This window comes from Colwellia sp. (assembly GCF_013214175.1).
GTDB lineage: Bacteria > Pseudomonadota > Gammaproteobacteria > Enterobacterales > Alteromonadaceae > Colwellia.
This window is the reverse complement of the sequence record NZ_JABSPA010000010.1, coordinates 120,032-135,342: the sequence shown is the minus strand read 5'-3', so window position 1 is coordinate 135,342 and position 15,311 is coordinate 120,032. Positions and strand designations below refer to the sequence as shown.

Annotated in this window: 11 protein-coding genes; 6 read left to right on the top strand and 5 right to left on the bottom strand. The window is 38.6% G+C overall.

Annotation, left to right across the window (positions count from 1 at the left end; all coding sequences use genetic code 11):
- Positions 1–197: 197 nt before the first annotated feature.
- A complete protein-coding gene (locus HRT55_RS19255) occupies positions 198–1,037 on the top strand; it encodes a THxN family PEP-CTERM protein (protein ID WP_291623870.1) in 840 nt (279 codons plus the stop codon).
- A 155-nt stretch (positions 1,038–1,192) separates the two neighbouring features.
- On the opposite strand, the gene HRT55_RS19250 is transcribed toward HRT55_RS19255, so the two are convergent.
- Positions 1,193–2,641 (bottom strand): coniferyl aldehyde dehydrogenase, encoded by a 1,449-nt coding sequence (locus tag HRT55_RS19250; RefSeq protein WP_291623868.1) that lies wholly within the window; start codon positions 2,639–2,641, stop codon positions 1,193–1,195.
- 317 nt (positions 2,642–2,958) lie between these two features.
- Between HRT55_RS19250 and HRT55_RS19245 the strand changes: the two genes are divergently transcribed.
- Together HRT55_RS19245 and HRT55_RS19240 are read left to right on the top strand one after the other, a co-directional pair.
- Positions 2,959–4,140: a YHYH protein gene (locus HRT55_RS19245; RefSeq protein WP_291623866.1), complete on the top strand. Its 1,182-nt coding sequence runs from the start codon at positions 2,959–2,961 to the stop codon at positions 4,138–4,140.
- A gap of 228 nt (positions 4,141–4,368) precedes the next feature.
- A complete protein-coding gene (locus tag HRT55_RS19240) occupies positions 4,369–4,929 on the top strand; it encodes a hypothetical protein (protein WP_291623864.1) in 561 nt (186 codons plus the stop codon).
- Between the two features lie 102 nt (positions 4,930–5,031).
- Here HRT55_RS19240 and HRT55_RS19235 read toward each other — a convergent pair whose 3' ends face one another.
- Positions 5,032–7,299 carry a YHYH protein gene (locus HRT55_RS19235; RefSeq protein WP_291623862.1) on the bottom strand — a complete coding sequence of 756 codons (2,268 nt, stop codon included), beginning with the start codon at positions 7,297–7,299 and terminating at the stop codon, positions 5,032–5,034.
- 465 nt (positions 7,300–7,764) lie between these two features.
- Here HRT55_RS19235 and HRT55_RS19230 point away from each other — a divergent pair, with 465 nt between their 5' ends.
- Complete coding sequence (locus HRT55_RS19230) at positions 7,765–8,478, top strand: helix-turn-helix transcriptional regulator (RefSeq protein ID WP_291623860.1); 714 nt, start codon at positions 7,765–7,767, stop codon at positions 8,476–8,478.
- A 43-nt stretch (positions 8,479–8,521) separates the two neighbouring features.
- Here HRT55_RS19230 and HRT55_RS19225 read toward each other — a convergent pair whose 3' ends face one another.
- From HRT55_RS19225 to HRT55_RS19215, 3 genes are all read right to left on the bottom strand, one after another.
- Positions 8,522–8,911: an MmcQ/YjbR family DNA-binding protein gene (locus tag HRT55_RS19225; RefSeq protein WP_291623858.1), complete on the bottom strand. Its 390-nt coding sequence runs from the start codon at positions 8,909–8,911 to the stop codon at positions 8,522–8,524.
- A gap of 238 nt (positions 8,912–9,149) precedes the next feature.
- Positions 9,150–11,378, bottom strand: a complete 2,229-nt coding sequence (locus tag HRT55_RS19220; RefSeq protein WP_291623856.1) for a TonB-dependent receptor — start codon at positions 11,376–11,378, stop codon at positions 9,150–9,152.
- Between the two features lie 181 nt (positions 11,379–11,559).
- Positions 11,560–12,447 (bottom strand): penicillin-binding transpeptidase domain-containing protein, encoded by an 888-nt coding sequence (locus tag HRT55_RS19215; RefSeq protein WP_291623854.1) that lies wholly within the window; start codon positions 12,445–12,447, stop codon positions 11,560–11,562.
- A gap of 171 nt (positions 12,448–12,618) precedes the next feature.
- Here HRT55_RS19215 and HRT55_RS19210 point away from each other — a divergent pair, with 171 nt between their 5' ends.
- Positions 12,619–13,890 carry a S1C family serine protease gene (locus tag HRT55_RS19210; protein ID WP_291623853.1) on the top strand — a complete coding sequence of 424 codons (1,272 nt, stop codon included), beginning with the start codon at positions 12,619–12,621 and terminating at the stop codon, positions 13,888–13,890.
- The gene (locus HRT55_RS19205; RefSeq protein ID WP_291623851.1) at positions 13,881–14,936 is read left to right on the top strand and encodes an FHA domain-containing protein; all 1,056 of its coding nucleotides are present in this window, start codon (positions 13,881–13,883) and stop codon (positions 14,934–14,936) included. The genes HRT55_RS19210 and HRT55_RS19205 overlap by 10 nt, the downstream gene beginning before the upstream one ends.
- Positions 14,937–15,311: the final 375 nt, after the last annotated feature.

Below are 15,311 nucleotides of genomic sequence, written 5' to 3'. Positions count from 1 at the left end.
AAGCTCTAATTTTAAAAAACACAAACGGATTAAAAAATAACCACATAGCGACTATGGCGTGCTCTATGCAGCGTTTACCTGTGAAAACTCAACATGGAGTGTATCGATTAGTGACCTACTTAACGGCCTAAGTTGCTTTTGTCACTTATTACTTACTTTAAGGTGTACTTTAATTTTATACTGACAAGGAGTAAAAAATGAACACACTTAAAAAGTTTATAACAGCTGTATCACTTTCTCTGCTTAGCTTCACTTTTACCGCTAGTGCTACACCAATAGATATGTGGGATTGGCAAGTTGATAGTTATTTTTCTGCATTTGCCCCTGCCGGTGTTACTGGCTCTGAAGATAATCTTTGGTGGGATACAGAACTTGGGTTTCCTGCAGATGGAGCCCCATCGAAATTATCTTGGGGTAACACCAGTAGCTCACTTACACTCGGAGGAGATAAAGGGCATTATGCTGGTGAGGACTTAGCGAATGATACCCCTGCACTTACCGCATCATTGACACATGATAATTTTATAATCTTTAGTGGCGCTACTTTAACTAGTGCAACACTAAGCACCAAACTACAACTAGCGCCAGCCAACTTCCCTTTAAGCGGTTTTATACCGCCATTATTATTTAATATCGTATTTACAGAAACTTACAATGAGAGCGTTTGTAGCTACGAGGGAGATATTATTAATGGTGAGTTGACACATTGTGAGGACGATATTTTTGTTATAGATACTTTTGGAATAGGTATCGAATTCAATCCATTCTCTAATACTTTTAATCAGCAATTTGGCATAGGGGAATACACTTATAATGTAGCGCTTACTGTTGATAAATTAGCAGAACTGCCTGATGCGGTATGTGCTAGGGTTGGAGACGGTTCTTCTGGCTGTATTGGTGTAACAACACATGAGGAAGCGGCTACCACCTTCGATGTTAATATGACATTGACTCAGGTACCCGAACCTTCAACCATATTACTTATGAGTTTGGCATTATTTGGCATAGTAGCGAGTATGCGTAATAAACATATTTAAAAACTAAGTTGTTTATTAAACACGTTATGACTTTTCTGGATAAGAGCTAGATAAAATTAACGTCACCTAGTAGGTTTTAGTAAATTGTAAGTATTCAAAAGCAGCCGAGAAGGCTGCTTTTTTTGTAAAAAAATAGAGAATACTTAATTAAGTTATTAACGAATAAATAACTTATAAAATAGTCTATGCATCCATTTACCATAGGGAGGAAAGATAAATTTTCCACTCGATAATTTTCCTACCTTATGAATCGACTTTACTTGTGAAAATGTTTGAAAACCTTCAAAGCCGTGATATTGCCCCATGCCTGAATCACCAACACCACCAAAAGGAAGATCCCCTTGAGCTAAGTGGATAATAGTATTATTAATACAGATACCACCAGAGTGGGTTTGATATGAAACTAACTCTTGCTCGGCTTTATCAAAACTAAATAGATACAGCGCTAATGGTCGAGGACGTTCATTAATATAATCAAGAGCTTGTTCAAGACCTTTATAGGTTACTAATGGCAGAATTGGGCCAAATATTTCTTCTGTTATTACTCGAGCATTACTTTGACAATTTTCGATAATAACCGGCGGCATCTTTCTACCGCTATCAAAGACTTCGTTAGCGGGATTTACATAAGTCAGCTTAGCGCCACTGCTTATGGCATCGTCAAGCAATGACTGTATACGTTGGTACTGTAGATCATTAATAATATTGGAGTAATCAGAGTTGTCTTTAACGCTAGGGTACATACGGCTAAACGCTTTAATGTAAGCACTGATAAATTCATCTTTTCTATGCTCTGGACACAAAACATAATCAGGGGCTACACAGGTTTGCCCTGCATTCAGTGACTTACCAAAACAAATTCGTTCTGCCGCTAAGTCCATATCGACATTATCGGTTATGATCACAGGAGATTTTCCACCTAACTCTAAAGTTACTGGTGTTAAATTTTTCGCCGCAGCCGCCATTACTAGTCGCCCGACATTGGTAGAGCCAGTAAAAAACAGATGATCAAAATTAAGCTGGGAGAATACAGTGGAAACTTGTGTTTCTCCGGTTATCACAGCAACCTGATCTTGGGTAAACACTTTACTCAATACTTCAGTTAAACATTGATTAAACCTTGGGGTAAACTCAGAGAGTTTTAGCATCACACGATTTCCCGCAGTGATGGCAGTAATCAGAGGGCTTAAACTCAAATATAATGGGTAATTCCACGGCACCATAATGCCAACCACACCTAAGGGCTGATAAACCACTTTATTGCTGGCCGGTTGGAAAATAACAGCCACTTTTCGTCTTGATGCTTTACTCCAGCTTTTAACTTGCTTTGTGCTCGAGTTAATCGCTTCAACCAAAGTTAATAGCTCGGAAATTCTCGTTTCATCATGGCATCGATGACCAAAATCAGCACTTAATGTAGTAATTAAAGCTTGCTGCTCTGCTAATAATACTGATTTCAATTGCTTTAATAGCGCGATGCGAGATGGAATGTCAGGGTATTTATTACCCGCAAAAGCCAGTCGTTGCGCAGCAAATAATTTATCTATTTCAGCGAGCGGCGTTTGTGGAAATTCATTATTTTCTTGAATGGCTTGATTGGTCATTTAATACTCGATGCAGAATTTAAAAAATCGTATAGCTATCTTGATAGTACCCAAACTACACCACTAATTGGCTAAGGCATAGATACTTCAGGATAAATGTTACTGCGCCAAGGTTACCATGGCGCGTTTATAGCTTTAGTATTAACATTGATACGAGCATTAATAGCTATGACTAAGGCGACAAATACTACTTAGTTCGCTCTAACAAATACTTGGCTCTTGATAAATTTTTATTTTACTAACGCTGACAAGATGATCTAATAAAGTTAAGATTTAAGCTAATAGTTAAGCTTAAACTATACTTTAAAGGCCACTGTATGCAGTATGAATTGCCCCTTAACAAGCTAATCTCAACAGGTAAAAATATAAGCACTTCATTGATAGCGCTGATTTTTTCACTATTCGCCATTGCCTGTGGTGGTGCTAACGAGGTAGAGACAGAAGATGCTCCCCAATTAGTCATTGAACAACCACCCGCTACAATTCTGCCAGAAAATAACAACAGTGTTAATCCGCAAGGTGACATAACTAATTTAAAACTTGTTAATCGAAATCCAGATTGTGCCGCTTATATTGGTTCATACAGTGCTGTTATCAATGATCTACAGCAAGGCGATTCATTTACCAGCACGCTTGTTATTACCGTAAATAATGACTCATGTACTATGAGTAGCAATAATATTCCTAATCACGATGTTGGCGGTAATACCACCACAGGAACAAACTTCGCATCGAACGTTGCCCCTAATGCCCTCAACTACGTGCTAAATATCCCTAGAAATCCGACAAAAAACAGTGTACCAAGCTATGTTAGAAAACAAGGCGGCTTTATTACCCTTAATGGTATTTTACTTAACGGGGTTGATTTAGATATGGACTCTGCTTTTTGTTATAACACTGAATTTACTACGCCACTGCAGATTTCTCTAGGCACTAGGTCGCAATGTGGCTTATTTGCTGATTGGTATGCAGTGCCTGCCGCTAATCCTGATTATGTAGTATTAGATGAATATACTGGTCACCCGTTCGATGGTCGTTATCACTATCATGGTGATAATAATGGTTTATCACATGTGGAAGCAGGCGAGTTAGAAAGCCCTTCATCGACAATTGTCGACCCAAGTGGCTCACCAGTTATTGGCTTTGCTCCTGATGGTTTTCCTATTTATGGTCACTATTTTTATGATACTGAAACTAATAACCTAAGAAAGGCAAAATCCAGTTGGACAACCTATACCAATGAACGTAAAACACCTGCAGGCTCAACTATGCCCTTCCCGCCTATTGCCACACATACCCGTGGAATTTTTGTCGAAGATTGGTATTACTCCGCCGACAGTGGCGACTTAGATGAGTGTAACGGCATGACTGATGCCTACGGAAATTATGGTTACTATTACACTGAAGATTACCCTTATGGACCACTTTGTTCATTTGGCACACCCGACCCATCATTTGTAATGCCTAACAGTGCTTATAATAATGATGGCGCTAATTAAAAATTTAACGCAATAACTGAACAAAACTACTTAAACATTGGTCATTAGAGATAATGTGAGATTCCTCTTATTATCTCTAATAAGTGGTTAATTTCATCATTTTTTAGTTAAGCCCAAACACTAACTTTGTTAAAAAACTTTAGTAGCCCTAGTAAACAGCGGTTCGCTTCGGTTGGAACACTACTTGCTATAACAACATAGATAACAAATTCTAAAAGAGATTAATCTATGAACGAAAAACAACTATCACAAATAAATTTTTACTTTGTCGGTTTTGTAACACTTACTATCTGGTCATTGCTAATTTGGCAATACCTACACGACGGCGTACCTAGCCATTATCTAATGCAAAACCCTGAGTTTCCTGAACTATCAAATTGGTGGGGTGCATTATTACTACCCGTATTGTCATGGGGCCTGCTCCACCGTATTAAAAAACGCATTATTAACTCACCTACAGAAAGTAGGTCATTACTCACTAAGCAAGTGATTATCAGCTTGGTTATTTCACTCTGCTATGGCGCAATGCTTTCGCTGTCTTTTCTATATGGCTACGCTGAAATTTCATTGATAATGTTTCCAGGCATACTATTTTTTGCACTCTTTTTCAGAGTATATAGAGAAGAGTTTGTACTTGGCTTTATTCTTAGCATGAGCTTTGTTTTTGGTGCGGTATTACCCCTAATATTTGGCGTTTTAATAGCCACTGCATCAGCAATTATTTATTTTATTGTGCACTTTATTTGGTCAAAAGTTAGAACCATCACCGAAAAAAAACAAATAGCTTAACAAGCGAGTGTACCAAGATCTATTGTTGATCTTTCTTGGTTATTCCTTCTTGTTACAACACCATCATCCATCATCCATCATAATTGATGATGGTGTTGAAAGTCATTTAGTAAAACTGCTATCTGGTGTGCCCGTAAAACATGACAATACGTAAGGATATCTAAGGGTAATATAGTAGGCATAAGCACCATTGAATGTCATGCCATTACATGCATCTAAATCACCCGAACCTTCAACATATTCATAATCATCTCTGAACGTTCCATCATAACTTCCTCCTGGATCCTCAGCGCCATTTGGTCTATCACCTGATTTCAGCCGATAGCTAGATCTCACTGAGCGAACCTCACCTTGATCATCAAAATAAGTCCCATAAATAGGAAAGCCATCCGCGGCGAAACCTATAACAGGTGAGTCTTGGTTAGCATTATCTTCGAATAAAGCGATAGGTGAACCATGATAGTGATAGGTACCATTGGGTTGTGCGTGAGCGTTATGAGAGTCAACGGCAAAACCATTGGCGGCATGCATTGGATCGTATCGCCACGGTTGATCATTATCATTACAGCCAACTTTGCCATTTCCTACGCCGTAACAACCCGCAGCTAAAAGGTCGACTTTAACGCCATTAAGTAAAATGGCATTGTCTACTTGCAACGAAATAGGGGTAACCTGATTTGCTTTAGTTGGTGAAATAGTAATTTCAAACAGATCACTTTGCTCACTAACATCATTAGGAAAGGCACTACCGCCATCATTAAAATCGTGGTTAGGAATGGCATTAGTGTTAAAGACACATTTTTCACCAATTTGCGTAATAACCAGCTCACCATGAAAGACAACACCGTTATTTATATCATTCACCGAGGAGGTAAATTGCTCAATATAATCCACACAGTTTTTACTTTGATTGATGAGCGTAACATTAGTTATATCAAGCGGATTTATGTTTTCTTCCTGATATAAAAGCGCAGAGACAGCCGCTAAGTTAGTGACTTGTGCAAGTAAGTCACCATCATTAGTGGGCAGTAGATTATTCGTTTCTGAGAACTGAACCGACACATTTCCTGATGAATTTTCTGATAAGTTATCTGATAATAAATACAATTCTTGACTGCCATCTTCAAATTCAATCAATTTATAGTCTTTGGAACGGGTAGCCCAGCCAGTTACCTCATCAGATTTATAAGCAGTGTAGCTATACTCTCTGCCACCATGAGTTCCATCAGTAAATAAAGCTTTAAAGCTTTGGCTATCATGTACTTTAGTTGCTGACACGCCGGCGATTTCAGCTATCGTGGCATATAAATCAGTTGCGGTGACTAAAGCAGATTCTCTTTCATTAAGTCGTGTTACGCCCTGCCCAGAGACAATAAAGGGCGTCGCAATACCGCCTTGATATAAACTGCATTTTGCATGTGTCTTGCTATAAGTTGATGTATCGATAACACTGCTTGGTGTGCCGTTATCACCAATAAAAATGACTATGGTATTGTTGAGAGTTTCTTCATCTAATGACGCTAACAAGCGTCCAATTTCAGCATCCATCGCTTCAATAGCAGCTAAATAGTAATCTCGTTTATTGTTAGTAATATCACTTGAAGTACCTGATAAACTACGATTGTGTAACGACTGTGGCGGTAAATGAAAAGGCGAATGCGGAGCTGAGTAGGCTAGCCATGTAAACCAAGGTGTTGTTTGTTCACTGATCCAGCTAAGAGCTAAGTCGGTAATTTTAGTGGAGTGATATACTGTTGAGTTTTCTACCACGCCGTTAATGGTGAGTGACCAATCGTAGTAATTTGATAAATTTCCAATATTACCCGCATAATAATCAACCCCGACATCATTAGGATGTGTTTCATTAGTGCCACCAATATGCCACTTGCCAAATACTGCAGACTGGTAGTTATCTGTAGCGACATTACCTTTTAAATATTGTTGCAATATTTCATGCTCTGCTGACAGATTCCCGGGCAATGATTCAACGCCATTATTAACCCCATACTTACCGGTAATAATAGTACTACGTGTGGTGGAACACGCTGGTGTTACCCACATATTTTCGAAAGTAATGCCTTGCTGCGCCAGCATGTTCAACGTAGGTGTTTGTGGTAGATCGGCACTAAAGTCGTATTGAGCAGAGGCATCTAAGCCTTGATCGTCTGAGATAATAAACAAAATATTAGGTTGTACTAGTGCATTATCATTTTTTGTAGGCGGCTCTACCGGAGTTTCTACTGAATCTTCAGTTGGCGTCTCTACAACAGTATCAATTAGACTCTCAGCTTCTTCTGTGGAACTACCACCACAGCAAACAAGACTAGCCAACGTAATTGTGATTATAAGAAAACGTAATATGTTTAACATGACAACCTAAACCTCATAGCTGAAAAATCATAGGAACATTAAAATACCGCATAGCTTTATTTTTTGTTAAAACTTAGCATTAGCTATTCCATTAACTTAGTTTGCACTACCGTAAGTAAGGTTGGGTAAAGCGCGAGTAAAGTTATGTAAAATAGCAGAGCCGTAATAAGTTTAACTTCACTTGATTTAGCGCAGAAAGCATTTTCTGATTAGCACAATTAAAAGGCTAACGACTTCCTCTTTTAGGTCGTTACTTGTATTATTTAACAATCAATGAGCTTTATTAAATAGTACAAACAGGTATTTAATAAAACCTCTTTTTTTGACATTATCAACGGTCCTTTCACGTATTGCCCTGTTAAATTAAGCACTGGCATATTACTGTCGCATTGATGACACCGTTACGACGTATACAAATAGGCAATTTCAGCTCATATTGATTTAATCAAATGAGAGGAATTGAAAATGAAAATGTTACTAGATAAAAACAGACTGACTACTGAACGCCAACAACGGGCTTGGAGCCAAACTCAATTAGCAGAGGTATCGTGTTTAAGTTTGAGAACAATTCAACGTATTGAAAAAAATGGTAAAGCTTCATTAGAATCTACCAAAGCGCTGGCTTCAGTCTACAATTTAAAAATTACCGACCTTAGTATCATAAATCCTAAAGAGGTTAGTCTGCCAATTCTCCCTCAACCAGCTATAGATAATTTTTCTTTTCTCAGTCGCACAGCGAAAGTCCTGACAACAACAGTGTTTATATTAAGTACCTTGGTATTGTTGTTTATGTTGTGGACTAATATCCCGCCAGCTTGGATAGGTGAATTGAGAAGTGGGATATTTAGTGACCGATTATCAGCCTCTATACTCAATATTATCAGTACTAGCTTAGCAATAATACTTACCCTAACTATAGCAATACTTATAGGTCTTTTATTCGATGCGATTAGAGATGATGGGCTTTACCACTATGTGAAGTCCTACATACAATCAGGTAAGTTATCAGTATCACGATACTACGCGAAAATGCGACAAACGATCATAAGCTATGGTAAATTTTTGGCTAAACCCTTAATGATATCTGGCGTAATCATAATAATATCGGGTACAGGTATATATCTAACCATGGAAGACTATCAAAAAAATAATATGGCTAGGTTTCTGCAAAAATTTTAGCCAGTTCAAAAACCTGAAATTAACTATCCGGAGACGTTACTAGTTATATAGCTATCTGTAAAATAATTGACTGCTGATCTTTCTTGGTCATTTTACTGACCACCAACTTAAATGAATTATCCATCATACGTTCAATTTCACCCTGAGGAATTGAGTCATCTAAAATAATGGTATTCCAGAGTCGTTTATTCATGTGATAACCGGGAATTACTGAAGAGAATATATCACGTAACATGACAGCTTCATCTGGATCGCACTTTAAATTCAGCCACCAGTAGCTTTTCTCGCCACCCCCCTTGCCCATTTTTCCGATAGCTAGAGTAGCAAACACTTTGCTTTTAACTTTAAATACTTTAATGTCATCACCAAAGGGGTAATCTACGCGTGCCTCGGGGTTCTTTAGTAAGTATTGTTCTGCATCTTGGTTAGTCATTCTATATCCTTATGGGTTAAGAGGAACTCTATATAGCAAGGCGACGCTTTAATTTATCGTAACTCTACTGCAGATGAAATGCTAACCGTAAAAAGCGTTCTGCTAACTAACTAGTTAGTTAAAATATTGAATAGTAAACAAAGGGTATTACTTTAGAACAAGTCACATTAAAAGCCAGTGCTCCACCATTAATTATTCTGACTAGGAAATCCATTACTGGCGAAGCACAAATAAAACTTTAAAAAGAGTAAGTTGCTTCAATCCAAGCACTTAACCCTTCACTCGGTAAGCGGGTCATTACCGGAGTGCCGACTTCTTTCACACGATTATAGCCGCCTAGGTGATTTTGATACTCTCTATCAAATAAGTTATCGACACCACCACGAAGGGTAACCTCTGAAGTAACAAAGTATTCAACATCAATATTAACTAAACCATAACCTGAGGTAGCTTGTTCGGTATTCGTTGCTGATACATCATCTTGTGCAGCTACCGCAACTAAGGTTAAATTAGTAATAATATTTTCATCATGGTAACTAAAGCTTATTTGGCCATTTAACGGCGCTATACGGTATAAGTTATCATCAATATCGCGACGCTCACCTTTAACATAACTAGCAATACCTGATAATTGAAAATTGTCGTTTATATTGTAATACCAGTTAACATCAGCGCCATATAATTTAGCATCAACGTTACTAAATTTTAGCGGATTATCATCACCTGACATCATAGATGCCATCATTTTAGCTGAAGAGTCTTCCATTCCCATTGGTGTACCTTGAATATAATTATCAATGTTTTGATAAAAAATATGCGGCGCAATCATGAAGTCGCTACTTTGCCATGTTAAACCAAGATCACCTTGATAAGCAGTTTCAGACTCAAGATTTATATCGCCGATATAAGTATGACCATCAGCCAAACCACCTGTCGACTCCATTGGTGTCCATAAATAACGTTCTTGATATGAAGGTGCGCGGCTTTTCACGCCCGCGCCAATATACAGCGATAAGCTTTCACTTAACTGAGTTTGGGTGCTTAAAGCAATATCTACATTGGTGTCAGAGATTTTTCTGTCGGCGTTATTAAAGTCGTCTTCTAAGTCACTGGCTAACTCAGCCAGGCTTGGCATACCGTTCATATTGCCCATAGCAGAATCCATACCTGAGTGCTTATCTTCCATATTAGGAGTCATACCAGCCATTGGCATATTCGCCATAGAGGTATTTACTTCATCGGCATTAGCTATGGCATGTTTAACTCTGACACCAAATTGCACGTCAGTTTGTCCATATTGATTTTGCCACTCAGTAAATATGCCAAACCTATCATCTTGCACATTATTGAAGTTAACTACCTCAAACATGGCATCACTAGGGTTAGAGATCACTGAGTCGTGTGTTGCTAAATAACCATCAACGCCGAACGCTATTTCACCTAAGGAAAAGCCGCCAAAGCTCAATTCACGATTTAAGACAAATTTGAAATCAGTGGTATCTGCAAGGGCAGTATTACGACGCTGTTTCATCGGATCATGGGCACGCATAGCAAAGTTAGTCATACCATGATCAGCATCTAAATAGCCTAATGACCATTCACCTTGCCATTCACCTAATAAGAAATCACCATCTAAATTGATACGTTGACTTTCAATGTACTCAATATCCATTGGAAGCGCCGGTGTGCCAGAGTCAGTGGTTTTAGTGTAGTGATAACTTAGACCAACGGTGTTATTTTCAGCTGAATGTCTGATATCAAACCCAGCTTGAGTTTTATCAAACTCAGTGGGTGAAATCACAGTACCGTCACCACTTTCCATGTCATCACCTCCTTGGGTATTGCCATAAAGCAGTAGAGCAACATCACCTTTAGCAATATTAGTAACACCTGAAAGTGTACTGGCGCCATTATTACTACGATAGCCAGCTTGTAAGTCACCACTTACTTGCGCAGTTTCAGAGTCCATAACTTCTGCTTTACGCATTTTAATATCAATAGCACCACCTAAGGTATTCATACCCGCCGATACCGGTGCAATACCGCGATAAACTGTCATAGAGTCAACAATGAGTGGCGTTGAATAACTTAAGGGTGTATCCATGGCATTAGGACCTGCGCCAATAATAGGATGGCCATCAAGTGAGGTAGCAACACGGTCGCCAAATAAACCACGATATTGGGCAATACCGGTAATAGGACCATTGCTATTAATATTCGCGCCCGGGACTGATGCTAACCAATTTGCTAAATCAGCTACCGTGGTTTTTCCTTGGGCATAACTTTGGTTATCTGTAAATGCGTTATGTCGTTGATTTGAAATAGTGATAATTTCAATGTCGTTATTATTTTGATTATCTTTAAAAGCGCCTTGGACATTATTTGCCAAGGTTGGCAGTGCTAAAGCACTGCCCCCCAAGATAACTAGGTTAACAGCGACAGCAAGAGGTTTAAGGGAAAAGTTCATCGGTTACTCACTTACAAGTAATATTAAGAGGAATTCAGTAATAGAATTAAGATAACGCTATTTTGTAAGTGATTAGCTTTGAAAACAAAGGGAAATAGCCAATGTGCGACAATGTGTCGCACCTTAAAGCCGGCTTAGTTGCGCTAGGTCAAATATGCCTGGGTCATGTTAGTAAAAGCCTTTAAATAATGCCCGCTTTTTTCAGGTGGTTCATGGCGATTTTAATACGTGCAGCCTTCATTTTTGCGTATGAAGCACGAGTAAAATTAAAAGCGAAGTAGTGCACCCCTGCTGAGTTTTCTACAAAACCGATATACCAACCCAACATGGCTTTACTGCTTTTATCTGTAGCAGTAACTTTACCTGCTCCGGTTTTAGCATATAACTTATAATCTGCCGTACTATCAACCAACATAACCTCTGTTAATATTTCAATACTTTGCGGTTTAACCGCTAGCTGATGTTGATGCATTCGTTGTAAAAATTGTACTTGCTCAATAGCAGATATTTTCATGCTGCCACCTAGCCAAAAATTGTCTATGCCTGAAGAGATATCTTGATTGCCATAAGCAAAGTTATCGACATAAGACTGCATTTTCTGCTGACCAATATCCGTAGCAAGTTGTCGATATATTGCCACCATTGAGAACTTTAAAGCTGAATTAAGATTATACTCAGCTAACTTCCATACCGATGGCCACCACTTTTGCACTGGGTATTTTTCTTTATCAAAAGTTAACGCCTGCTTGGCATCTGCTATTATTTGAGTGTCGAGCCCTATTAAACTGTTTGGGACTTTAAAGGTAGAGAAAGGTGAGAAACGTTGTCTTGCTCTTGCTTTATTCACTAATAATAACTTTTCACTTTCTTCAATGAATGATGCACCTTGAGTCACTTTGTCACTCTCTTGTTCACTTACTATTTGACTAACCTTGACGCTGACTTTTGTACTTAACAAGACAAAGGTACAGTCATTATTACTGACTAGGCAAAGTTCATTGCTGGCACTTGCTTGATAAGTAAGGCTGCTCAGTGCCAAGGCACTAACAATACTGATAATTTTTTTCACAAAAACGTCCTTATTGGCTATTGATTTGGTGCTATTAAGAACAAAAATAATACGCTGCTTCAACGGGGGAAACAATGACATACATCAAGCAAGATGATTTATGTCATTGAGGTGGTGACAAACGCTAATTTAATGTCACAATGGATGCATAGGTTATCAACAGGAAGATGAATGAAAGCTTTTTTTACCTTAGTTTTTATACTATTAAGTGCTACTACTTTTGCTACAGAGCAAGCCGAAGAAATTTTCGCTCAGCTGACGCCATCACTTTATCAAATTAAATTGATTGATAAAGCCAGTGGCGAGAAGTCTTCTATCGGCTCAGGCTTTCAGATCAGTGCAGATGGCATTATTGCCACTAATTACCATGTGATATCTAGTTATGCCCGTCACCCGGAAAAATATCGCATTGAATACTTAGACCACCAAGGCAAAGCGGCGCAAGTTGACTTGGTCAGTGTCGATGTTATTAATGATCTGGCGCTAGTCAAACGTAAAGTTGATGGAGAGATGCCCTATTTCATACTTGCTGATAAAAAGCCTATTAAAGGTGAAAAGCTATTTGCTTTAGGTAATCCTCATGATTTGGGCATGATTGTGGTACCAGGCACTTATAATGGTTTGAAAAAAGAATCCTTTAATGAACGCATTCATTTTACCGGTTCAATTAACTCAGGTATGAGCGGAGGCCCTGTTGTTAATAAAAACGAGCAGGTTGTTGGTATTAATGTTGCGACTTCAGGTAACCAAATCGGCTTCTTAGTACCCCATGATAAATTGATACAACTATTTAGCGACTACAAAAACCACCCACCCAGCGATATTAAGCAACAAATGTCAGCGCAATTAATGGCAAGCCAAAACAAACTAATGTCGGCACTTATTAATAGCCCTTGGCAAAGTAAAGAACTAGCCGGTAAAGCAATTATACCAATTATTGAAGTACCTTTTATTCGTTGTTGGGGTGACTCTAATGCCGATAAAAAGGATGCTCTTATTTTGCGCGCCATTGCCAATTGTTCGTTAAATGAGACCACGTACCTATCTTCACATTTTTTTACCGGTACTGTTGAGCTAGATTTTAGTTATATGCAAGCCAAAGACCTCAGCGATAATAAATTTTATCACTTATATCAACAGCAAATATCCCGTGCCAGCGCAGGTAATAGAGCAGGAAAAGATGATGTTAGTGAGTATCAGTGCCATCATGACTTAGTCAGCCCTAGCAGCACAGCAAACACCAGCCAAGCCATAAATAATAAAAGTATTTTTTGCACTCGTGCTTACAAAGACTTCCCCGGATTATTCGATGTTTTATATTTAGGCGCCAGCATAGATAAAAATCAGCAAGCTTTACTTAGTCACTTTACCTTAGCCGGAGTAAGCCAAGAAAATGCGATGACTTTTGCAGGTAAGTTTATGGAGGCGGTGTCATGGAAATAATTAAAGAAAATCAGGATGCCTTCACAACAACTGAACCTATGATAGCTATGACAAATAATGACGTGTCCCTAGAGGCCGGTGAAATAATTATTGAAGAAATCACCCGTAACCATAAACTATTACATAGGCACCGCTTAAATCAACATGAGGTTGCTATTGGACGTGGTTATCAAAATGATATTATTTTGGCCGACCCACATATTTGCCCACAACACTTAACGATAAAATTTGCGAAAGGCACATGGCAGCTTAATGACAACAATTCAGTTAACGGCACAGTATTAGAAAGAAACAAAAAAAATCAGCAAGATGAAAATCAACAGATAATTAATGATGGCGATGTCATTATTGTCGGGAAAAGCCAGTTAAGAGTGATGTTTAGTGACCATAAGGTAGCAGATACCATTGCTTTTAGTCCCTTTGAATCCCTTATCGATATCATCAGAAACCCAATTGCCGTGTTTATCAGTATTGCTTTATTTATGCTGATTTCTGCCAATATCTCCTACTTAAGCCAACCGACAGAAATCAATATCAGCCAGTTATTTGTTAGCGCACTGAAAATGACCTTAATATTTGCAGTCTGGCCTGCCGGAGTGGCATTAGTTTCTCACCTGACCAAACATGATCCGCGCATATTAGCGCAACTGGGTATAAGCTTTACTTTTTTCATTCTTTTGTGGCTTAGCGATTTATTGGAAGAGATTATTGCCTTTAATTCAGCGAGCAGTTCAATGCTTGGCTTAATTATTAGCTTACTGCCAATAGGAATAGCCTTTAGTCTATTTTGGTTAAACAGTTATATTGGTTTTCATGTCAGCGCTAAGCGTCGAATGATTGTCGCCATAAGCATTACTACACTATTATTCGGTGGTAGCTACTTAATACAATACAGTAAAAAGCCTGAGTTTAACCCTCGGCCACAATACAATGCCACCATAATGGCACCCAAGTTTTTAATTGCTCCCAGCAGTGACGTTGATACTTTTTTAGAGCGAAGTAATGCTTTGTTTGAGCAAGCCAGTAAGGCAGCTCAACAAGAGTAATAATACCAAATCCATTAAGTTAGTTCCCACTCAGAGCTTGCCAGCGTTTTGAGAACAAATAGAATTTTTTTGCATATAGTCACCCTATATGAAAGAAATTCTTTGCGGTTATCGAATCGTTGGAAAGCTCCCAAAGGGCGAGTTTAAAAGGCTTACATGCTACGTTATTGATTTTGATAAGGGAGTAACCATTACCTACAATCAATGCCTTGCCTCTAAGCCTTTTAACTCTCGCTGAGTGGGAAGAAAATTATTGGAATTGGTATAACTATCGAAAGCAGCTAAACAAAAGCACCAATAAAAAAGGCTTATTTCCTCGGGAAATAAGCCTTTTTACTATCTCTATAAGCGAGGTTGCCCCAAGGGGAAACGCCT